The 19,824-nt window shown below is 65.5% G+C and carries 16 protein-coding genes and 1 tRNA gene; 11 read left to right on the top strand and 6 right to left on the bottom strand.

All coding sequences use genetic code 11. From position 1 onward, the window contains the following. Positions 1 to 217 precede the first annotated feature (217 nt). The 3 genes from trpB (at position 218) to V7066_RS13510 (ending at position 3,655) form a co-directional block, all read left to right on the top strand. Complete coding sequence (gene trpB, locus V7066_RS13520) at positions 218 to 1,459, top strand: tryptophan synthase subunit beta (RefSeq protein WP_334183565.1); 1,242 nt, start codon at positions 218 to 220, stop codon at positions 1,457 to 1,459. A 3-nt stretch (positions 1,460 to 1,462) separates the two neighbouring features. Further along, positions 1,463 to 2,257, top strand: coding sequence for a tryptophan synthase subunit alpha (gene trpA, locus V7066_RS13515; RefSeq protein WP_334183564.1), 795 nt, complete (start codon positions 1,463 to 1,465; stop codon positions 2,255 to 2,257). Positions 2,258 to 2,359: 102 nt separating this feature from the next. Next, positions 2,360 to 3,655 (top strand): bifunctional folylpolyglutamate synthase/dihydrofolate synthase, encoded by a 1,296-nt coding sequence (locus V7066_RS13510; protein ID WP_334183563.1) that lies wholly within the window; start codon positions 2,360 to 2,362, stop codon positions 3,653 to 3,655. Here V7066_RS13510 and V7066_RS13505 read toward each other — a convergent pair. After that, positions 3,652 to 5,325 (bottom strand): AmpG family muropeptide MFS transporter, encoded by a 1,674-nt coding sequence (locus tag V7066_RS13505; RefSeq protein ID WP_334183562.1) that lies wholly within the window; start codon positions 5,323 to 5,325, stop codon positions 3,652 to 3,654. The genes V7066_RS13510 and V7066_RS13505 overlap by 4 nt on opposite strands. Positions 5,326 to 5,424: 99 nt before the next feature. On the opposite strand from V7066_RS13505, the gene V7066_RS13500 reads away from it, so the two are divergent. The 3 genes from V7066_RS13500 to V7066_RS13490 are packed head-to-tail and all read left to right on the top strand — an operon-like array spanning position 5,425 to position 9,765. Beyond that, the gene (locus V7066_RS13500; protein WP_334183561.1) at positions 5,425 to 6,831 is read left to right on the top strand and encodes a pseudouridine synthase; all 1,407 of its coding nucleotides are present in this window, start codon (positions 5,425 to 5,427) and stop codon (positions 6,829 to 6,831) included. 11 nt (positions 6,832 to 6,842) lie between these two features. Next, positions 6,843 to 7,418 (top strand): 16S rRNA (guanine(966)-N(2))-methyltransferase RsmD, encoded by a 576-nt coding sequence (gene rsmD / locus V7066_RS13495; protein ID WP_442947330.1) that lies wholly within the window; start codon positions 6,843 to 6,845, stop codon positions 7,416 to 7,418. A 49-nt stretch (positions 7,419 to 7,467) separates the two neighbouring features. Further along, the gene (locus V7066_RS13490) at positions 7,468 to 9,765 is read left to right on the top strand and encodes an ATP-dependent helicase (protein WP_334183559.1); all 2,298 of its coding nucleotides are present in this window, start codon (positions 7,468 to 7,470) and stop codon (positions 9,763 to 9,765) included. Positions 9,766 to 9,860: 95 nt separating this feature from the next. Here the strand turns inward: V7066_RS13490 and V7066_RS13485 are convergent, their stop codons facing one another. After that, on the bottom strand, positions 9,861 to 11,297 hold the full coding sequence (locus tag V7066_RS13485) for a DEAD/DEAH box helicase (protein ID WP_334183558.1): 1,437 nt from the start codon (positions 11,295 to 11,297) through the stop codon (positions 9,861 to 9,863). Positions 11,298 to 11,502: 205 nt separating this feature from the next. After that, positions 11,503 to 12,108, bottom strand: coding sequence for a hypothetical protein (locus V7066_RS13480; RefSeq protein WP_334183557.1), 606 nt, complete (start codon positions 12,106 to 12,108; stop codon positions 11,503 to 11,505). 161 nt (positions 12,109 to 12,269) lie between these two features. Between V7066_RS13480 and V7066_RS13475 the strand changes: the two genes are divergently transcribed. Beyond that, positions 12,270 to 13,694, top strand: a complete 1,425-nt coding sequence (locus V7066_RS13475) for an FAD-binding oxidoreductase (protein ID WP_334183556.1) — start codon at positions 12,270 to 12,272, stop codon at positions 13,692 to 13,694. 156 nt (positions 13,695 to 13,850) lie between these two features. Next, the gene (locus V7066_RS13470) at positions 13,851 to 14,630 is read left to right on the top strand and encodes a SapC family protein (RefSeq protein WP_334183555.1); all 780 of its coding nucleotides are present in this window, start codon (positions 13,851 to 13,853) and stop codon (positions 14,628 to 14,630) included. Between the two features lie 345 nt (positions 14,631 to 14,975). On the opposite strand, the gene V7066_RS13465 is transcribed toward V7066_RS13470, so the two are convergent. Continuing rightward, entirely contained in the window at positions 14,976 to 15,929 is a 954-nt protein-coding gene (locus V7066_RS13465; RefSeq protein ID WP_334183554.1) for an N-formylglutamate amidohydrolase, read from the bottom strand. Positions 15,930 to 16,094: 165 nt separating this feature from the next. Here V7066_RS13465 and cpdR point away from each other — a divergent pair, with 165 nt between their 5' ends. From cpdR to V7066_RS13450, 3 genes are all read left to right on the top strand, one after another. Beyond that, positions 16,095 to 16,469, top strand: coding sequence for a cell cycle two-component system response regulator CpdR (cpdR, locus tag V7066_RS13460; RefSeq protein ID WP_147219209.1), 375 nt, complete (start codon positions 16,095 to 16,097; stop codon positions 16,467 to 16,469). A gap of 137 nt (positions 16,470 to 16,606) precedes the next feature. After that, positions 16,607 to 16,681, top strand: a tRNA-Val gene (locus V7066_RS13455). 212 nt (positions 16,682 to 16,893) lie between these two features. Further along, positions 16,894 to 18,117: an NADP-dependent isocitrate dehydrogenase gene (locus tag V7066_RS13450; RefSeq protein ID WP_334183553.1), complete on the top strand. Its 1,224-nt coding sequence runs from the start codon at positions 16,894 to 16,896 to the stop codon at positions 18,115 to 18,117. Between the two features lie 116 nt (positions 18,118 to 18,233). Here V7066_RS13450 and V7066_RS13445 read toward each other — a convergent pair whose 3' ends face one another. After that, positions 18,234 to 19,079, bottom strand: a complete 846-nt coding sequence (locus V7066_RS13445; protein ID WP_334183552.1) for a TauD/TfdA dioxygenase family protein — start codon at positions 19,077 to 19,079, stop codon at positions 18,234 to 18,236. A 140-nt stretch (positions 19,080 to 19,219) separates the two neighbouring features. Further along, positions 19,220 to 19,801, bottom strand: a complete 582-nt coding sequence (locus tag V7066_RS13440) for a TetR/AcrR family transcriptional regulator (protein WP_334183551.1) — start codon at positions 19,799 to 19,801, stop codon at positions 19,220 to 19,222. Between the last annotated feature and the right edge of the window lie 23 nt (positions 19,802 to 19,824).

Below are 19,824 nucleotides of genomic sequence, written 5' to 3'. Positions count from 1 at the left end.
CCTCACCGGGAGCGCCCCGCTGCTCCCCCCAACCTTTCTCCCAGATGAACGAAAATTTTATAATTACGGGAAATCGTCACGAAACTGCCACTTACAGACACTATGTTGCCAATGCAGTTACGCCTGTTGCAAGCTTTGCAATTGAAAAGGGATAGGGCGAACCCAAGGCTTCTTACGTGCTGGACTTGCCCGCGCCGCTCTGCCAATCGGCCTGATCATGACCGCACCGACGCCCGTGAACAGTTTCCGCACGCTCCCCGACGAGACCGGCCACTTCGGCCAGTTCGGCGGGCGCTACGTCGCCGAAACGCTGATGCCGCTGATTCTCGATCTCGAGAAGGAATACCGCAAGGCACAGCAGGACCCGGCGTTCTGGGCGGAATTCGACGCACTGATGAAGGACTTCGTGGGCCGACCGAGCCCGCTCTACTTCGCCCCGCGCATGACCGACTATTTCCGCGCCAAGGCACCGGCCGGAAAAGGCCCGAAGATCTATTTCAAGCGCGAAGAGCTGAACCACACCGGCGCGCACAAGATCAACAACTGCATCGGCCAGATCCTGCTCGCGATCCGCATGGGCAAGACCAAGATCATCGCCGAGACCGGCGCGGGCCAGCACGGAGTCGCCACGGCGACCGTCGCCGCCCGCTTCGGCCTGCCCTGCAAGATCTTCATGGGCGCCAAGGATATCGAGCGCCAGAAGCCCAACGTGTTCCGCATGAAGCTGCTGGGCGCGGAAGTGATCTCCTGCGAAAGCGGTTCGCAGTCCCTCAAGGACTCGATGAACGACGCGCTGCGCTACTGGGTCGCGAACGTCCACGACACCTTCTACATCATCGGCACCGCTGCCGGTCCGCACCCCTATCCCGAGCTGGTGCGCGATTTCCAGTCGATCATCGGCAAGGAAACCCGCGAGCAGATGCTGGAAAAGGAAGGCCGCCTGCCCGACATGCTGGTGGCGGCCGTGGGCGGCGGATCGAACGCGATCGGTCTGTTCCACCCCTTCCTCGACGATCCCGAAGTCCAGATGACGGGCATCGAGGCAGCGGGCCACGGCATCGACACCGACAAGCACGCCGCCTCGCTTACCGGCGGCAAGCCCGGCATCCTGCACGGCAACAAGACCTACCTGCTTCAGGACGAGGACGGCCAGATCACCGAGGCCCACTCGATCTCGGCCGGTCTCGACTATCCGGGCCTCGGGCCGGAGCACTCGTGGCTGCATGAGAGCGGCCGCGTGAACTACGTGCCGATCACCGATACCGAGGCTCTGGAAGCGTTCCAGCTCTGCTGCGAACTGGAAGGCATCATCCCCGCACTGGAAAGCTCGCACGCGCTGGCGGCGCTGCCGCAGCTGACGGCGGAGATGGACGAAGACAAGCTGCTCGTCGTCAACGTCTCGGGCCGCGGCGACAAGGACATCTTCACCGTCGCCGAAGCACTGGGCGTGGAGCTTTAATCGATGACCCGCTTCGAAACCGCATTCGCCAAAGAAATTAACGGAAAAAGCCGGTCGGCACTCGTCTGCTTCATCACCGGAGGTGACGGCGACACCGCCGCCAATCTCGACGCGCTCGTCGAAGGCGGCGCCGACGTGATCGAACTCGGCATGCCCTTCACTGATCCCATGGCCGACGGCCCGGCGATCCAGGAAGCGAACATCCGCAGCCTCGACGCGGGCACGAAGACCGCCGACATCTTCCGCATGGCCAGCGAGTTCCGCGCCCGCCATCCGCAAGTGCCGCTGGTGCTGATGGGCTACGCCAACCCGATGATCGCGCGCGGCGCGGACTGGTTCGCGGACGAATGCGCCAAGGCCGGTGTCGACGGCGTGATCTGCGTCGACATTCCGCCCGAGGAAGATGCCGAGCTCGGCCCTGCCCTGCGCGACAAGAGCGTTTCGCTGATCCGCCTCGCCACGCCCACCACCGATGCCACGCGCCTTCCGGCCGTACTCGAAGGCTCCTCCGGCTTCCTCTATTACGTCTCGGTCGCAGGCGTGACTGGCATGCAGCAGGCAGCACAAGGTTCGATCGAGGATGCCGTAGCGAAGCTCAAGGCCGCCAGCACGATCCCCGTCGCGGTAGGCTTCGGCGTGCGCACGCCCGAGCAGGCGAGTGCAATCGCCAAGGTGGCGGACGGCGTGGTCGTCGGCTCGGCGCTGGTCGATCTGGTCAAGCAGCACGGCACCGAAGCGCCCGCCCATCTGCGCGCGCTGACCTCCGCGCTGGCCGAAGCGGTTCACGCCGCGCGCTGATCCTTCAAATTTCGTCATTGCGCAAAGCATGACGACGCAGCAATTCCAACATCGCGGCAGCCGCCAAGGCTTGCCGCGATGTTCTTTTTCCGGACGGATGCCATGAAAGACTTCGCCGTTTCCGAAGACCCGCGCGTTCAGGCCCAGCTTGACCGACTCGCCGCGCTCTCGATCCCGCAGGGTCGTCTGGGACTGGAGACGATCCATGCGCTGCTTGGCCGGCTGGGCAATCCGCACAGGCATCTGCCGCCGACCTTCCATGTCGCCGGGACCAACGGCAAGGGATCGACCTGCACTTACCTGCGCTTCATGCTCGAAGCGCAGGGCCTGAAAGTCCATTCCGCCACCAAGCCGCATCTGGTCCGCTACAACGAGCGCATTCGCCTTGGCGGCAAGCTGATCTCGGACGAAATGCTGGCCGACCTGCTGCGCGAAGTGCTCGACGCGGGCGAAGACCTTGGCCCCAGCTTCTTCGAAGTGACGACGGCGGCGATCTTCCTCGCCTTCGCGCGCGAACCGGCCGATGCCTGCGTGATCGAAGTCGGCCTCGGCGGCCGCCTCGATGCCACCAATGTCCTCGACCATCCGGCGGCCTGCGGCATCGTCACGCTCGGCATCGACCATGAGGCGTTCCTCCTGCGCCCCGAAGACGGCGCCCCGGAAGAACCGCTCGCCCGTATCGCTTTCGAGAAGGCCGGGATCGTGCGCGGCCCCGCGCCGCTCGTGACGCTGGCCTATCCGGAAAGCGCCACGCTGGAGATCGAACGCGCGGCGCTGGGTGCCGGTGCAGCCCTGCACATGCGCGGGCGCGACTGGGACGCTGCGCTAAGCGACGTGATCGAATATTCGGACCGCCACGGCGAACTCGTCCTGCCGCTCCCCACGCTGCCGGGCACGCATCAGGCCGAGAACGCCGCGCTGGCCGTCGCCATCCTGCGACATCAGGACCAGGTCACAGTCTCACCCGAAGCGCTGGCGGAAGGCCTCCGCGCGGCGCATTGGCCTGCCCGCCTCCAGCACCTTTCGGGTGGCCCCCTCACCGGCCATGCCGGTGCCCGCGAGGTCTGGCTCGACGGCGGCCACAATCCCGATGCCGGGCTCGCCATCGCTCGCCATTTCGCGGGACAGCGCCTTCACCTCGTGATCGGCATGCTGGCGAACAAGGACCCCCGCGCCCTCACCGCCCCGCTGGAGCAGAGCATCGCCAGCATCCGTGCGGTGCCGGTGCCGGGCCACGATTGCCACGGCCCGGCCAGCTTCGGCCCCGCAGCCCGCGCCGCCGACAGCGTGGCGGACGCACTCGCCGACCTGCCGGACGACGGCCTGCCGGTGCTGATCGCCGGATCGCTCTATCTCGCGGGCGTGGTCCTCAAGGCCAACGACGAAGTGCCGGATTAAGCCGCAGGCTTCTTGCGCGCCACCCGCCACCATTCGAGCAGGCACAGGACGATCGCGATCGTGCCGATCCAGGTGACGAGCACGAACATCCGGTAATAGCCCTGCTCCTGGATGAGCTGGCCCAGCGCGCCGCGCCCCAGCGTGCCGACCAGCAGGGTCAGCGACGACAGCAGCGCATATTGCACCGCGCTGTAGCCCTTGGAGACGATCGAAGAGAGCCAGGCGATATAGGCCGCCCCGGCTATGCCGGTCGCCAGGTTTTCCATGCCGATGGTCACCATCAGCGTGCCGAGGCGCGGCTGGCCGCCGAGTTGTTCGACCAGCCAGCTGACGCCGAGAACATCGGCAATCACCGCCATGCGCGCGCCGCCGAGGGCAAGGTCCGCGTAGAGCAGGTTCGTCGCGGCGGCGAGCACGGCGCCGAGCGTCAGCGTCGCCATGCGGCCCACCACCGTCAGCAGGGTGCCGCCCAGCGCCAACCCCAGCACGATCGCACCGACGCCGAAGAACTTGGAGGCGATCGCCACCTCGTCCTTCGTGTACTTCAACTCGCCGAGATAGAACGGATAGGCGAAGGTTCCCCAGATCGAATCGCAGAGGCGGTAGGTCAGCACCAGCGCCAGTGCCAGCACCAGTCCCCAACCCATGCGCCCGACCAGCTCGGTCAGCGGCAGGATCAACGCGCGATAGAGATGGTCCGCCGCGCGCGAGCCGCTGCCCTCATGCGGCACGGCCTCGGGCAGGAGATGCCGACCGCTGCGCTGGAGCCATACAAGCACGGCGGCGATCGCGGCAGGCAGGATGATCGTGGCGACGACGATCAGCGGGCCGGTCTTCGCCACGAAGTCCACGGCATCCGGGCGCGCGCCGGGATCGCTGCCGAGCGAGCGGACCATGAACACGCCGACCGTCACCAGCGCCCAGCCCCAGAGCAGGCCGACCAGAGCCAGTGCGATGGTGCGGACCCGGGGGCTGAGCTGGCCTGCCTCGCGCAATTCGAGCAATTCGTCGCGGTCTTCGGCGCTGGGCGCGGTGGCGTCGGCATCGGGCGCGAAGAGGCAGACCACGCCCGCCACCACGAGAATCAGGCCCATGACCAGGAACACCGAAGTCCAGCCGATGCGCTCGGCCAGGATCAGCGCCAGCGCGCCGCCGACCAGCGCGGCGATGCGGTAGCCCATCTGGAACACGGTGGAGAGCATGTCGATCGTCGCGATCTCGTCCGCCACATCGACGCGCCAGGCGTCGATGGCGATATCCTGCGTGGCCGAGGCAAACGCCCCGATCCCGGCAAGCAGCGAGAACAGCCCCAGCGCCGCCACCGGATCGAGCTGCGACAGCGTCACGAGAATGATGCCGAGCAGGACCTGCGCGGTCACGATCCACTGCTTGCGCCGCCCGAGACGGCGCAGCACCGGCAGGTCGATCCGGTCGAGCGCGGGGGACCAGAGGAACTTGAAGGCATAGGCCAGCCCGATCAGCGAGAACACGCCCATCGTCTCCAGATCGACATGCGCGTCGGAGAGCCAGGCATAAAGCGTGCCGAGCAGCAGCGAATAGGGAAGACCCGCCGCGAATCCGAAGACGGCCATGAAGCCGGTCTTGCGATTGCCCAAAGCGCGAATCACCGCCCCCCAGCCGGGTTTCGGGGCAGCAGTGGCTTCAGACATCCCGTTTTCTCCTCGTGAGCGAACCGGCGGCGACCCTAACGCATGGTTTCCCGAAGGGAAGGCTGGATGAAGCGGCGATCAACAGGTATGGGCGGGCGAATGTCCAAACCTCCTTTCAAGTCCGGCGGCCCGAAGCGCGGCGGCTCCTACCGCGATGGCGGCTCTTCCCGTGGCCCCGACCGCACCGGCTCCGGCTCTCGATATAACGCCAGCTCAGGCCCCGGAGGTCGGCGCAGCGCCGACGGAGCCGGGCGCGAGGAAGGTCGCCGGGAGGAAAGCAGCGGACGTGGCCGTGGTCCTCGCGACGGTGTTTCGCGCGATACCCGCTCGACTCGGGACGATCGTCCGGCACGCGGCGAGCGCCCGGTGCGCGGAGAGCGCAGCGGCCGTGACGAGCGCCCCGCACGCGGCGGGCGCAGCGATCGCGGTGAAATTTTCGGGTGCAACGAGCGCCCCGTCCGCGATGATCGCCGCACGCGGGACGATCGACCCGGCCGCACCGAACGCCCGGTGCGCGGCGAACGGCCGTTCCGTGACGAAGGCCCTGCCCGCGGCGAACGCCCTGCTCGGGACGGCGCACAGCGCCGCGGCCCCGGTGCGCGCTCCGGCGAATTCACCCCGCGCGGCGGCGCCTATGCCGCGCGCGGCGGCCCCCGTTCCGCCGATACCCGTTACTCGGACGCCGAGCGCCCCCGCCGCAAGCCGCCCCGCGCGGCCCCGCAGGCCGCCGCACCCACGCCGAAGACGCCCGGGATGCCCGTGCGCGAAGGCGAACGCATCGCCAAGCTGCTCGCGCGCGCCGGTGTCGCCAGCCGCCGCGAGGTCGAGCGCCTGATCATCGAGGGCCGCGTCAAGCTGGGCGACGATGTCATCGAGACTCCCTCGACCGTGCTCACCAGCCTGCGCGGCATCACCGTGGACGGCAATCCGGTGCGCGACGCGGAAGAAACCCGCCTCTTCGCCTTCCACAAGCCCGCCGGCCTGCTCACGGCCGAGCGAGACCCCGCCGGTCGCCCGACGATCTACACGGCATTGCGCAACGCCCTGCCCGAAGGCAGCGGCCGGGTGATGCCGATCGGCCGCCTCGACCTCAATACCGAGGGACTGCTGCTCCTGACCAATGACGGCGCGTTCAAGCGCGAGCTGGAACTGCCCGCCACCGGCGTGCCGCGCACCTACCGCGCGCGTACGTTCGGCGACATCTCGCAGGCGCAGCTCGAAGACCTGATCGAGGGCATCGAGATCGAAGGCGTCGTCTACGGCAAGATCGACGCCAACATGGAGCGCCGCACCGGGCGCAACCAGTGGATCGAAATGACCCTCACCGAAGGCAAGAACCGCGAAGTGCGCCGCGTGCTGGAGCATCTCGGCCTTCAGGTCAGCCGCCTGATCCGGACGTCCTACGGCCCGTTCCAACTGCTCGACCTGCCCAAGGGCATGGCCATCGAGATTTCCCCGCGCGACCTTGAAAACTTCCGCCGCTCGCTTCCGGGCAGCAAAGCATGAAGAGTGCGGGCATGAAAGGCGGCGCGGTGAAAACAGGGCTGCGGATCGTCGCCGGGGAATGGCGCGGCCGCAAACTGGCCGCGCCCGAGGGCGACACCACGCGCCCGACTTCGGACCGCACCCGCGAAACGCTGTTCTCGATGCTGGCCAGCCGCCTCGGCACGTTCGAGGGGCTGAAGGTCGCCGATCTCTTCGCGGGATCGGGCGCCCTCGGCCTCGAAGCCCTCTCGCGCGGGGCCGCGCACTGCCTCTTCGTCGATCAGGACCCGGCGGCGATCCGTGCGATCCGCGGCAATATCGCCAACTTGCGCGCGCAGGCGCAAAGCGACGTCCGGGCCAGCTCGGTGATGTCGCTGGGCGCCGCCAAGGAAACGCTCGACCTCGTGCTGCTCGATCCGCCTTACGAGACCGGGGCTGGCAGCGTCGCGATCGACAAGCTCAACCGGCTCGGCTGGATCGGCGAGCAGACCTGGCTCTGCCTCGAAACCGGCAAGACGGAATCCGTTTCCATTCGCGGCTTCACGGTCGAGGCGACGCGCGACGTCGGCAAGGCCCGCCTGCATATCCTGCGCCGCAGCGAGGACTGACCGCGAAGCGGCCTTGCGCCGCCGAACCCCGTTCTCTAGATGTTCGCGGGTGAACGATCTGCAATCCCCCCTGCCCGAGCCTTCCTCCGACCCGCTGATCGAAGGGCTCAACCCGCCGCAGCGCGAAGCGGTCCTGACCACCGAAGGCCCGGTGCTGATGCTGGCGGGTGCGGGCACCGGCAAGACGGCGGCGCTGACGCGCAGGCTGGCGCATCTCGTGCGCAGCCGTCTGGCCTGGCCGAGCGAGATCCTCTGCGTCACCTTCACCAACAAGGCCGCGCGCGAGATGCGCGAGCGCGTCGGCCAGCTGGTCGGCCCGGCGGTGGAGGGCATGCCCTGGCTCGGCACCTTCCACGCCATCGCCGCCAAGATGCTGCGCCGACATGCTGAGCTCGTCGGCCTGCAACCGAACTACACGATCATCGACACCGACGATCAGCTCCGCCTGCTCAAGCAGCTGATCCAGGCCGAAGGGCTGGACGAGAAGCGCTGGCCCGCGCGGCAACTCGCCGGTTGCATCGATCGCTGGAAGAACCGCGGCCTCAATCCCGGCGATCTCGATGCGGCGGAGAACGAGGCTTATGCCAATGGCCGCGGGCAGAAGTTCTATCAGCTCTACCAGGACCGCCTGAAGGCCGTGAACGCCTGCGATTTCGGCGATCTGCTGCTCCACATGCTGAACATCCTGCGCACCGACCGCGACGTGCTGGAGCAGTACCAGCAGCGCTTCAAATACGTGATGGTGGACGAGTATCAGGACACCAACCAGGTCCAGTACCTCTGGCTCCGCCTGATCGCGCAGGTCCGCAAGAACATCTGCGTGGTGGGTGACGACGACCAGTCGATCTACTCCTGGCGCGGCGCGGAAGTGGCCAATATCCTCAAGTTCGAGAAGGATTTCCCCGGCGCCAAGGTGATCCGGCTGGAGCAGAACTATCGCTCCACCCCGCAAATCCTCGCCGCCGCGTCGGGCCTGATCGGCGAAAATACCCAGCGCCTCGGCAAGACGCTGTGGACCGAGCGTCACGCGGGCGACAAGGTGCGCGTGATCGGCGTCTGGGACGCGCCCGAGGAAGCCCGCCGCGTGGGCGACGAAATCGAGCGGCTGGAACGCGAAGGCGCGCCGCTCGACCAGATCGCCATCCTCGTGCGTGCGCAGTACCAGACCCGCGAGTTCGAAGACCGCTTCATCTCGATCGGCATGAAGTACCGCATCGTCGGCGGTTTCCGCTTCTACGAGCGCGCCGAAATCCGCGACGCCCTTGCCTATTTGCGCGTCATCGCCCAGCCTGCCGACGACCTCGCCTTCGAGCGCATCTACAACGCCCCCAAGCGCGGCCTCGGCGCCAAGGCGCTGGAAGCGCTGCACACGCTCGCCCGACGCCGGGGCATTCCGCTCGCCATGGCCGCGATCGAGATCGCCGATACCGACGAACTGCCCGCCCGCGCGCGCAACACTTTCCTGGCCCTGATGCGCGACTTCGCGCGCTGGCGCGACCTCTCCGGCACCGAAAACCCCGCCGACCTCCTGCGCACCGTGCTCGACGAGAGCGGCTATACCGACGCGCTACAGGCCGAGAAGACGCCCGAGGCAAGCGGACGACTCGAAAACCTCGTCGAACTTGCCCGCGCCATGGAAGAATACGAGAGCCTTGGTGATTTCCTCGAACATGTCAGCCTCGTGATGGACAACGAGGCGGCCTCGGACGAGGAAAAGGTCACGATCATGACCATGCACGCCGCCAAGGGGCTGGAATTCGACAACGTGTTCCTGCCCGGCTGGGAAGAAGGCGTGTTCCCCTCGCAGCGGGCAATGGACGAAGGCGGGCTCGCCAGCCTGGAGGAAGAGCGCCGCCTTGCCTACGTCGCGATCACGCGGGCGCGGCGCAAGTGCACGATCCTCCATGCCGCCAACCGCCGCATCTACGGCCAGTGGACCAGTTCGATCCCCTCGCGCTTCATTGCCGAACTGCCGGATGATCATGTCGACAGCGAGACCACGCTCTCCGGTGGCGCCTCGCTCTGGCGGGCGCAGTGGAGCGAACACAACGATCCTTTCGCTGAAGTCGCCCGCGCCCAGCCCGCCCGCACGGTCACGCGCGGTCCCGGCTGGCAGCGCGCCGCCGCGCGGGAATTCGATGCCGCGCCGCGCAAGATCGCCGAATCGACTCGCAGCGCCGCCAGCTTCGCGGCCAAGCCGCGCACTGACGTCGCCATCGGCAGCCGCGTCTTCCACGAAAAGTTCGGCTACGGCAAAGTCACCGGACAGGAAGGCAACAAGCTGGAGATCGACTTCGAGCAGGCCGGAGCCAAGCGCGTGCTCGACAGCTTCGTGAAACCGGCCTGACGTCCCCAAAACGCCAAGACCCGCAACCTTTCGGCTGCGGGTCTTGCGATGTTTTCGGTGACTGACCGGGGACTGCAAGGCCCCCGAAGCGTGTGTCAGGCCAGCGCGGAAACGCTCAGGAACTCGGGGATCGGGCCGTTCCAGCCATCGTCCGCAGGCTCTTCCTCGCGGCGACGCGAACGATTGCCGTCGGCCCGACGCTCGCGGCGCTGCTCGTCGCCACGGCTTTCCCGGCGCGGCGCCCGCTCTTCGCGGAAGGCAGGACGTTCCTCGCGGACTTCCTGACGTTCCTCGCGCTGTGCGGAACGCTCTTCGCGAACCGGCGCACGCTCGCGCTTCTCGCGGCGTGGTTTTTCTTCGCGCGTACTGGGCTTTTCCTCGCGGGTGCGAGCCTTCGGTGCCTCGACCGCTTCGGCGGCGGGCATTTCGTAGACCGGAATTTTGCCGCCGGTCAGCTTCTCGACGTTGTCGATCGCTTCGGCATCTTCCGGCGACACGAACGTGAAGGCCCGGCCCGAAGCGCCGCCACGGCCGGTACGACCGATACGGTGCACGTAGTCGTCGGGGTGCCAGGGCGTGTCGAAGTTGAAGACATGGCTCACGCCCTTCACGTCGAGACCGCGCGCGGCGACGTCGGAGGCGACGAGAATGTTGACCGTGCCGTCCTTGAAGCGCTGGAGTTCGGCCAGACGTGCCGGCTGGTCCATGTCGCCGTGGATCTCGCCCGCGGCGAAACCGTGGCCCTTGAGGCTCTTGGCCAGTTCCCGCACGGTGGTCTTGCGGTTGGCGAAGATGATCGCGGTCGAAACGTTGTCATTGCGCAGCAGGTGGCGCAGCACTTCGCGCTTCTTGCGCGTCTGCACGGCAACCTTGTGCTGGACGATATTGGTGTTCGTCGATGCCGGACGGGCGACTTCGATATATTTGGGGTTCGACAGGAAGCGATCCGCCAGCTTCTTGATGACCGGCGGCATCGTCGCCGAGAACAGCAAGGTCTGCCGGTTGGTCGGCAGCTTCGAGCAGATCGTCTCGATGTCGGGGATGAAGCCCATGTCGAGCATGCGGTCCGCCTCGTCGATGACGAGCAGTTCGCAACCGGTCAGCATGATCTTGCCGCGCTCGAACAGGTCCATCAGGCGGCCGGGGGTGGCGATCAGGACGTCGACACCGGCGGACAGGGCCTTGAGCTGGTCGCCCATCTGCACGCCGCCGATCAGCAGCGCCATCTTGAGGTCGTGGTTCTTGCCGTACTTCTCGAAGTTCTCGGCAACCTGGGCGGCCAGCTCGCGCGTCGGCTCCAGGATGAGCGAGCGCGGCATCAGCGCGCGGCGGCGGCCGTGGGCGAGAATGTCGATCATGGGCAGCACGAAGCTGGCCGTCTTGCCGGTGCCGGTCTGGGCGATGCCGATCAGGTCCTTCATCATCAGGACCGGAGGAATGGCTTGCGCCTGGATCGGAGTCGGCTCGCTATAGCCCGCGGTTTCCACCGCTTGCAGCAATTCGTCGGAAAGGCCGAGATCGGCAAAGTTCATAGACAGACAGGTCTCGTTGGCAGGAGTCTTGCGAGAAATACGGGGTACTTCGAAAATGTCGCGGCGCGGCAGCGAGCCACGAATCAATCGATCCACGCGCATGCCAATCGTACACCTGCGCGCCGCCTATGCGGAAAATCCCGCAGAAGTCAAGGAAATCCGCGCAAGCATGGCGATTCGGCGTACAAACCGGCGTTATCTCTTTTCAGCGACCGGCCACCACCAACTGGCGGATCCGCGTCAGTTTGCAGGTCGTTCCGCTGCGCGACAGCAATTCGTCGCGATCGACGCAAAGCTGCCCGTCCGACGTGCGCGAGAGGAGGAAGCCCGAATAGAACGCCCCCGCCCGGCAGCCGCGCTCGAGATCCGCGCCCACTACGCGGCGATCGCGCATGAACAGCAGCAGGCGGCTCTGGCCATCGGGCTGAACTCCGGCGATGCCCGACATCGGCAGGCATTTGCCGATCTTGCGCTCAGAATAGCGCGGTGCATCGCCCCGCCCCGGCATGCCCATCAGCATGTCCGGCGGCGAAGGCATCTGCGCGCGCGGGGTGATGCGAATCGTCATGCGCTGCTCGATTCGCACCTGCCATGCACTGTCCGGCTCGACATGCTCGAAAGCCTCGGCGGCAAAAGGCCATGCGCTTGGCGAATCGGGCAGTTCGTCGGGCCAGACATAGCCCTGCTGCTCCGGCACCGCGGGCACCGTCGTCACTTCCCGGCGATCATCCTGCTTCGTGCGCGCGCCGCCCAAGCCAACTGCGGGCAGCAGCAGCGCAAAGGGATAGAGCAGGACGGAAGCGAGATTCATGAAAAGAAACGATCCCCGGATGCAGGTTCAGCTAGCCCACGATCACTTGGCGTTAAACCAAGAGCTTGAACCAGCGCTTAACTCGGCACAACGCACGTGGAAGGCGATATCCCGCAAACTGCTGGGATGAAACCCTTTCGCGCCTGTGTCATAGCGCTCTCATGACGACGAACAATGCCGACTTCCTCGCCGAAGCACTCGACCTCCTCGGTCCGCGCGGACTGACCACCGATGCCGACCTGTTGGCGCCTTGGCTCACCGACTGGCGCGGGCGCTATACTGGCAAGGCGCTTGCCCTCGCCTCGCCCGCCGATGTGCAGGAAGTGGCGGGACTGGTTCGGCTCTGCGCCCGTCATGGCGTGCCGATCGTCCCTCAAGGCGGCAACAGCGGCATGTCCGGGGGCGCCACCCCCGATGCCACCGGCTCAGCGGTGATCCTATCGCTGCGGCGGATGAACGCGATTCGCGCACTCGACACCGAAGCGCGGCAAGTCACTTGCGAGGCCGGCGTCGTGCTCCAGACCCTGCACGAAGCGGCCGAGGCGCAGGACTTGCGGTTCCCCCTGTCGCTAGGCGGCAAAGGGTCGGCGACGGTCGGCGGCCTGATCTCCACCAATGCCGGGGGCACCCAGGTCCTGCGCCACGGCTCGATGCGCGCGCTGGTGCTGGGGCTTGAGGCAGTTCTCGCCGACGGACAGATCTTCTCGATGCTGACCCCGCTCAAGAAGGACAATCGCGGGTTCGATCTCAAGCAATTGCTGATCGGTTCCGAAGGCACGATGGGCGTGGTCACTGCCGCGACCTTGCAACTCCAGCCCGCCGTGGCCGAGCGCGTGGTGATCTGGGCGGGCGTTCCCTCGCTCGGCACTGCGCGCAAACTGCTGCTCCACTGCGAGGTGGCGGCGGGCGAGGCACTGGAGGGCTTCGAAGTCCTGCCCCAGGCCTGCCTCGAAGCCGTTCTCGATCATCTGCCCGATGCCCGCGCACCGCTGGCCGAGGCTCATGCCTGGCACGTCCTGATCGAAGTCGTCGCCGACCGCTCTTCCGCCGCCACCTTGCGCGACCGCTGCGAGGCGATGATGGCCGATGCCTTCGAGGCGGAACTCTTGGAAGACGCGGCGATGTCATCCAGCGAAGCCCAGGCCGAGGCCATGTGGCTGATCCGCGAATCGATCTCCCCCGCCGAGCGCGCGCGCGGCCCGGCGGTCCAGCACGACATTTCGGTTCCCGTCGAGAAAATGCCGGATTTCGTGGAAACGACGATCCCGATGATCGAGGCGAAATGGCCCGGCACCGAGGCCATCGCCTTCGGCCATCTCGGCGACGGCAACGTACACTATCACGTCATCGCCCCCAGCGTGACCGACGGCCCGGCCTGGCAGGCAAACGAGGGCAAGACGATCAGCCGCTATGTCCACGATCTCGTCACCGAATGGGGCGGCTCGATTTCCGCCGAGCACGGCATCGGCCAGCTCAAGCGCGACGAACTGGCGCGGCTGGGCGATCCTGTGGCCCTTTCCATGCTTCGCGCGGTCAAGCAGGCGCTCGATCCGCAGGGCCTTTTCAACCCCGGAAAGCTCATCTGAACGGAAGGATTCGCGCGCGTCGGGAAGGCCACCGCTTAAACTGGCGCCCGACTCGCCCAATATCCCCGTTTCAGCGGGTCAGCGCGCTTGCGCGGGCCCCGTCCAGCTTCTAAAGCGTCGCCTTCAAAATTTCCATGTCTTGCGGAGAGTAACGCAATGGCCACCGCGCCGCAGAATCCTGCCCTGCCCCTGTTCTACAAGGACCTCGTGCCGCTCAACTCGCAGCAGCACGCCACCTGGAAGACCCGCTCCACCGACAAGGCGACCTGGCTCGTCGGCGTGAACTCGATTCCGCTGACCGTCGAGGAATTCCCGCAGGCCCAGCGTAACTTCCCGATCATCTTCACCGCGGGCGAAAACCCGGTGCCGCTGATCCTGATGGGCATGAACGAAGGCGTGAACGTCTACGTCGATGAAGACGGCACCGTGAACACGCCGGTCTACATCCCGGCTTATGCGCGCCGCTATCCCTTCATGCTGGCCCGCCTGCGTCCGGATGCCGAAGAGCTGTCGCTCTGCGTCGACCCGACCAGCGATCTCGTTGGCGAAGGCGAAGATGGCGAGGCGCTGTTCACCGATGCCGATCCGGCCGAGCCGACCGACACCACCAAGAACATGCTCCAGTTCTGCGAGAACTTCGAGATCGCCGGCACCAAGACCGCGAACTTCATGGCGGAACTGGCCAAGCACAACCTGCTGATGGACGGCGAGTTGAACATCGATATCGGCACCGGCCAGCCCTTCACTTATCGCGGCTTCCAGATGGTCGACGAGACCAAGCTGCGCGAAGTGCGCGGCGACGTGCTGCGCCAGTGGAACCAGAACGGCATGCTGCCGCTGATCTACGCCCACCTCTTCTCGCTCGATCTCGTGCGTGAAATCTTCGGCCGCCAGGTTTCGCAGGGCAAGGGCCCGCAGGTTCTCCCGGCCGCCTGATGGAATAAGGCAGGCGACATGCCCGGCACGGGGATTTATGACAATTTTGTCACACCCCCGCGCCATTATGCGACGCTCCTCAAACACGCGCTTGCAAAAGATATGTCGCCTACTTCATTCTAGGGGTTGAATGTGCCATCAGGCTTGCTATGTTAGGGCTACCTGATCGGCGCTACCCTCATGGCCCGGTCAGGCTGGTGCACATCGTGCACCTCCTCCCTGAACCTTGGCCACCTCGCGCATCGCGCGAGGTGGTTTTTTAATGCCCACCGCACAGGCAGGCATTCCCCACGATATCAGTATATTCGAGGCAGCCGCAGGACGCTTTGGCATCCTGCACCACGGCTATTCCGCCGCCTGCGCCCAGCGCCTGCCGCCCGGTCCCTGCGCCAGTTCGCAGACGGTAGCTGCCAGTCGCCGAACCAGACCCGACACCAGATCGATCATCGGCTCCATGCCTGCCCCCGGCTCCAAAAGCTGCGAATCGAGATAGCAGCTGCGGTCGATTTCCAGTTGCATGGCATGGATCGATTCGCCGGGCGCACCGTGTCGGTCCAGCACGTAGCCTCCCGCATAAGGGCGATTGTGCGCCGCCTCCCAGCCCTCAGCCGCGAAGTGCGAGAAGGCCGTGCCGACAAGACTGCCGTGGCAACTTGCCCCGAACCGGTCCCCGACCACGAAACGGGCAGGCTCGGTCCCGAGGCGCGGCACGAGCGGCGGCATCGAATGGAGATCGAGCAGCAGCGCCGCCCCCCACCGATCGCACAGTCCGGCCAGCGCGCGGGACAGGGCCGCATGATAAGGCTCGTGCACGAGATCGACACGCGCCCGAAGGTCGGCTTCTTCAAGCCGCCCTCGCCAGATCTCGCCAAAACCGGAAAGACGGCGCGGAATGAGGCCCAGGCCGCTCCTTACACGGCGACTGGGCAGCGACCGCCGCCCCTCGGCGGGCGAAGTCCGTTTTACCATCTCCCAGTCGATATCGTCGGGCGCGCGGTTGAGGTCTATCATCGCCCGCGGCGCCTGGGCGAGCAGCAAGGGCGCACCGGTCGCCTTCGCCACCCCTCGGGCAACCCGGTCGACGAAGCGGTCCTCCAGCCTGACACAGACCGCACCGGGCTTGCGCATTCCCTCCAGCAACCGCGCAGGATAAGCCCTGCCTGCATGAGGCACCGCAATCAGCACGGGTATGGCGGAAGGCTCCTGCCCGGACAGAACGAAGGCAGGAATGCCGGGAGCATCGGGAATATGCCCGCCGGAACCTTGTTGCGAATCATTATCGCCCGAAGGATCGATCATGTCTTCAAGCTGGCCCTTTCGCCTGCACCTGTCAAAGCGTCCCGTTCCCGGTCAGGTAAACATTCCGAACAAGAATTTTAACCGGACAAGGTATATGTCTTGGCTCATAGGAGCGCCCGTACCAGCGTACGACACGCCAACAACGAATTTGGACATGAAAACGCGATGATCCGCATCCTGCTTGCCGAAGACGACCAGGCCATGCGCACCTATCTGGCCCGCGCCCTGGAGAACGCCGGCTATGAGGTGCTGGCGGTAGACCGGGGAACCGAAGCCCTGCCCTATCTCCAGAACGAACATTTCGACCTCCTGCTCTCGGATATCGTCATGCCCGAGATGGATGGAATCGAGCTTGCGCAGCGCTGCGCCGAAATTTCCCCGATGACGAAAGTGATGTTCATCACCGGTTTCGCGGCCGTATCGCTGCGCGCGGGACGCGAAGCGCCGCATGCCAAGGTGCTTTCCAAACCCTTCCATCTGCGTGATATCGTTATGGAAGTTCAGCGCCTCTTCGGCCTTTCCGAGCATGTACGGCTGTAAATCCAGCTATCCACAGGACTACCCACAGGCTCGTGAAACTTTTTTGAAAAAACCGGTTGCCAAGCTCCGGCCTCACCGTTAGAGGCCCACTCCACCGAGCGGCACTACGGAGCCGCAACGGACTGACCGAATGGTGCGGGCGTATAGCTCAGTGGTAGAGCACTATGTTGACATCGTAGGGGTCGCAAGTTCAATCCTTGCTACGCCCACCATTCGAAAGAGCCCCGCAAGTCTTTGACTTAGCGGGGTTTTCTTTTTTCGACCGCCGCGATTTTCCGTCGCCGGCCCGGCCTGGCCAAATCCATGCAAGCGACGCAACTCCGCCACCGCGCAAAGCGGGCGGGACGTCCCTGTCTCGCCTTGCCAGCCGCACCACGCCTGCCTAAGAGACCCCCAATTCTCATCTCCAGGGGAGTTTTCCGGAATGGCAAAAATCAAGGTCAAGAATCCCATCGTCGAGATGGACGGCGATGAAATGACGCGGATCATCTGGGAATGGATCCGTGAACGGCTGATCCTCCCCTACCTCGACATCGATCTGAAGTACTACGACCTCTCGGTCCAGAAGCGCGACGAGACGGGCGACCAGATCACCATCGACGCCGCCAACGCGACCAAGGAACATGGCGTCGCCGTCAAGTGCGCGACGATCACCCCCGACGAAGCCCGCGTCACCGAATTCGACCTCAAGAAGATGTGGAAGTCGCCCAACGGCACGATCCGCAACATCCTCGGCGGCGTCGTCTTCCGCGAGCCCATCGTGATCTCGAACGTGCCCCGCCTGGTTCCGGGCTGGACCGACCCGATCGTCGTCGGCCGTCACGCTTTCGGCGACCAGTACAAGGCCACCGACACCCTGATCCCCGGCCCCGGCAAGCTGCGCCTGGTGTGGGACGGCGAGAGCGGCGAGAAGATCGACCTCGATGTGTTCGACTTCCCGGCTCCGGGCGTCGCCATGGCGATGTACAACCTCGACGAATCGATCCGCGACTTCGCGCGCGCCTCGTTCAACTACGGCCTCAACCTCGGCTGGCCGGTGTACCTCTCGACCAAGAACACCATCCTCAAGGCCTATGACGGCCGCTTCAAGGACCTGTTCCAGGAAGTGTTCGACACCGAAGGCTTCAAGGAAAAGTTCGCCGAAGCCAAGATCGTCTACGAACACCGCCTGATCGACGACATGGTCGCCTCGGCGCTCAAGTGGTCGGGCAAGTTCGTCTGGGCTTGCAAGAACTACGACGGCGACGTCCAGTCGGACACCGTTGCACAGGGCTTCGGCTCGCTCGGCCTGATGACCTCGGTCCTGCTCTCGCCCGACGGCAAGACCGTCGAAGCGGAAGCCGCCCACGGCACCGTGACCCGTCACTACCGCCAGCACCAGCAGGGCAAGGCGACCTCGACCAACCCGATCGCCTCGATCTTCGCCTGGACGCGCGGCATCGCCTATCGCGGCAAGTTCGACGAGACCCCGGAAGTGGTGAAGTTCGCCGAGACGCTGGAGCAGGTCTGCATCGAAACCGTCGAAAGCGGCAAGATGACCAAGGATCTCGCGCTGCTGATCGGTCCGGACCAGAACTGGATGACCACCGAGCAGTTCTTCGAGGCCATCGTGCAGAACCTCGAAGCCAAGATGGCGAACTGGGGCTGAGCCTTTCGCTTTCGAACCCCGGGTCTTCGGACCTGGGGTACAAAAAACCCTCCGCCTTCGCAGGCGGAGGGTTTTTTCTTGTCCTGCCTAGGCGGCCCCGCCCGGCGGAACGCTGCTTATTCGAAAGGCTCTTCGCCTTCGAGCTTCGTGCGGTGCATCATCCGGCCGCAAGTCGGGTCATAAGCTTCCGCGCGGTGCATCGTGCCGGTATTGTCCCACATGACGAGATCGCCGACTTCCCATTCGTGGCTGTAGGTGAACCCTTCCCCCGTCGCCCATTCGCGCAGGCCGTGGATGATCATCGCGCTTTCCAGGGCGGACTTGCCGACCACCTGGGCCGAAGTGCAACCGATCACCAGACTCTTGCGCCCGGACTTGTGCTTCCACACCAGCGGCAGTTCCTGCTCGCCGATCTGGGAATAGCCCTGCAACTTGGCCAGGCTCGGTTCCGGCTCGTAATAGAAGAGGCTGGCCCAGGGGCCGTGAACCACGCGATACTGCTCGTACTCGGCCTGCTTGTCGGCCGGAAGCTCCTCGAAAGCCGCATAGGTATTGGCGAAACCGGTATTGCCGGTGCCACGCGGGCTCGGCACCCGGCAGGACACCAACGAAGCCAGGATCGGCACGTCGTTGCGGGTGCCGTCGATATGCCAGTAGAGCGAGCCCTTGAGGTACTCGGCGCTCATCGGGTTTTCCTTGGCGTCGAGCGTGATCTTGGAGATCACTTCCTCGCCGCCCTTGCGCTCGGGCGCGAATGTCCCGAGCGTCTTGGTGAAGGCGACCTGCTCTTCGTCCGTGAAGTTCACCTGCGGGAACACCAGCACCCCGCGCGCTTCCAGCAGCTCGCGGATTTCCGTCGCGATCGCTCCGGCCAGCAGTTCCTCTTTCGTGTTGAGGACGCGGCTGCCGATCTTCGGCTTGATCTCTTCGGCCTTCAGCCTGGTCTGGGTCTCGACCGACATCTCTCGAACTCTCCCGTTAGCTTCGGCCGCTAGGTGGGCGGCTCAAGGGAAGTTCGATACCATGAACTGAACACCTGTTCAAAGACGTGCGAGCTTGCCGCTGCGATCAATCGCTGTTGCGGAGTCGGGAATGCCTGAAATCAGGATTGAAGACGATCGAGCCACCCTTCGACGAGGGCGCGCGCCTGCTCGTGCCCGGTGTCGACCCCCAGCCCTTCTTCCATGACGATGCAGCGGCCGATGCCGGCCAGGACCACGGCGAGCCCTGCCGGATCGAAGCCTTCCACCGCCTTCATGCGATCGCCCACCAGATGTTCGAGAATCTCGACCTGCCGTTTGCGCATGGCGACGCTGTGCTCGGCCATTTTCTCGCGAACGGCCGGGCGATGGTTGGCCAGCGCCATGAATTCCAGCGACATCGCCGTGCGGCTGGTATCGACGAAGAAGCCCCAGAGCGCCCGCACGGGATCGGGCGAGGCCAAGGCTTCCTCGATCATCTGGTCGCTGTCCGCCGCGCCCTGCCGGCACACTTCGAGGAGAAGATCGTCGGTGGTCGGGAAATAGTAGTGGACCAGCGAAGGCTTGAGGCCAGCGCGTGCCGCCACGCGCCGCGTGCTGGCCGCCGCGTAACCCTCGTCCCGGATCAATTCGACTGTCGCCTCGACGATGCGCGCCCGCGTCGCGGATGTCTCGGCCCCTATCCTGCGCGCTGCGCCTGCCATCGGATCTCCTTTTCGCGCGCCTG

Origin of the sequence: Novosphingobium sp. (assembly GCF_036820275.1) — a bacterium.
GTDB lineage: Bacteria > Pseudomonadota > Alphaproteobacteria > Sphingomonadales > Sphingomonadaceae > Novosphingobium.
Note: the sequence above shows the minus strand (reverse complement) of the source record. Positions and strands in the feature narration are given on the sequence as shown.

Excerpts from the sequence above, each read along its gene's own strand:
- trpB (WP_334183565.1), top strand. The coding sequence starts at position 218 with ATGACCGCACCGACGCCCGTGAACAGTTTCCGCACGCTCCCCGACGAG.
- trpA (WP_334183564.1), top strand. The coding sequence starts at position 1,463 with ATGACCCGCTTCGAAACCGCATTCGCCAAAGAAATTAACGGAAAAAGC.
- V7066_RS13510 (WP_334183563.1), top strand. The coding sequence starts at position 2,360 with ATGAAAGACTTCGCCGTTTCCGAAGACCCGCGCGTTCAGGCCCAGCTT.
- V7066_RS13505 (WP_334183562.1), bottom strand. The coding sequence starts at position 5,325 with ATGTCTGAAGCCACTGCTGCCCCGAAACCCGGCTGGGGGGCGGTGATT.
- V7066_RS13500 (WP_334183561.1), top strand. The coding sequence starts at position 5,425 with ATGTCCAAACCTCCTTTCAAGTCCGGCGGCCCGAAGCGCGGCGGCTCC.
- rsmD (WP_442947330.1), top strand. The coding sequence starts at position 6,843 with ATGAAAGGCGGCGCGGTGAAAACAGGGCTGCGGATCGTCGCCGGGGAA.
- V7066_RS13485 (WP_334183558.1), bottom strand. The coding sequence starts at position 11,297 with ATGAACTTTGCCGATCTCGGCCTTTCCGACGAATTGCTGCAAGCGGTG.
- V7066_RS13480 (WP_334183557.1), bottom strand. The coding sequence starts at position 12,108 with ATGAATCTCGCTTCCGTCCTGCTCTATCCCTTTGCGCTGCTGCTGCCC.
- V7066_RS13475 (WP_334183556.1), top strand. The coding sequence starts at position 12,270 with ATGACGACGAACAATGCCGACTTCCTCGCCGAAGCACTCGACCTCCTC.
- V7066_RS13470 (WP_334183555.1), top strand. The coding sequence starts at position 13,851 with ATGGCCACCGCGCCGCAGAATCCTGCCCTGCCCCTGTTCTACAAGGAC.
- V7066_RS13465 (WP_334183554.1), bottom strand. The coding sequence starts at position 15,929 with ATGATCGATCCTTCGGGCGATAATGATTCGCAACAAGGTTCCGGCGGG.
- cpdR (WP_147219209.1), top strand. The coding sequence starts at position 16,095 with ATGATCCGCATCCTGCTTGCCGAAGACGACCAGGCCATGCGCACCTAT.
- V7066_RS13450 (WP_334183553.1), top strand. The coding sequence starts at position 16,894 with ATGGCAAAAATCAAGGTCAAGAATCCCATCGTCGAGATGGACGGCGAT.
- V7066_RS13445 (WP_334183552.1), bottom strand. The coding sequence starts at position 19,079 with ATGTCGGTCGAGACCCAGACCAGGCTGAAGGCCGAAGAGATCAAGCCG.
- V7066_RS13440 (WP_334183551.1), bottom strand. The coding sequence starts at position 19,801 with ATGGCAGGCGCAGCGCGCAGGATAGGGGCCGAGACATCCGCGACGCGG.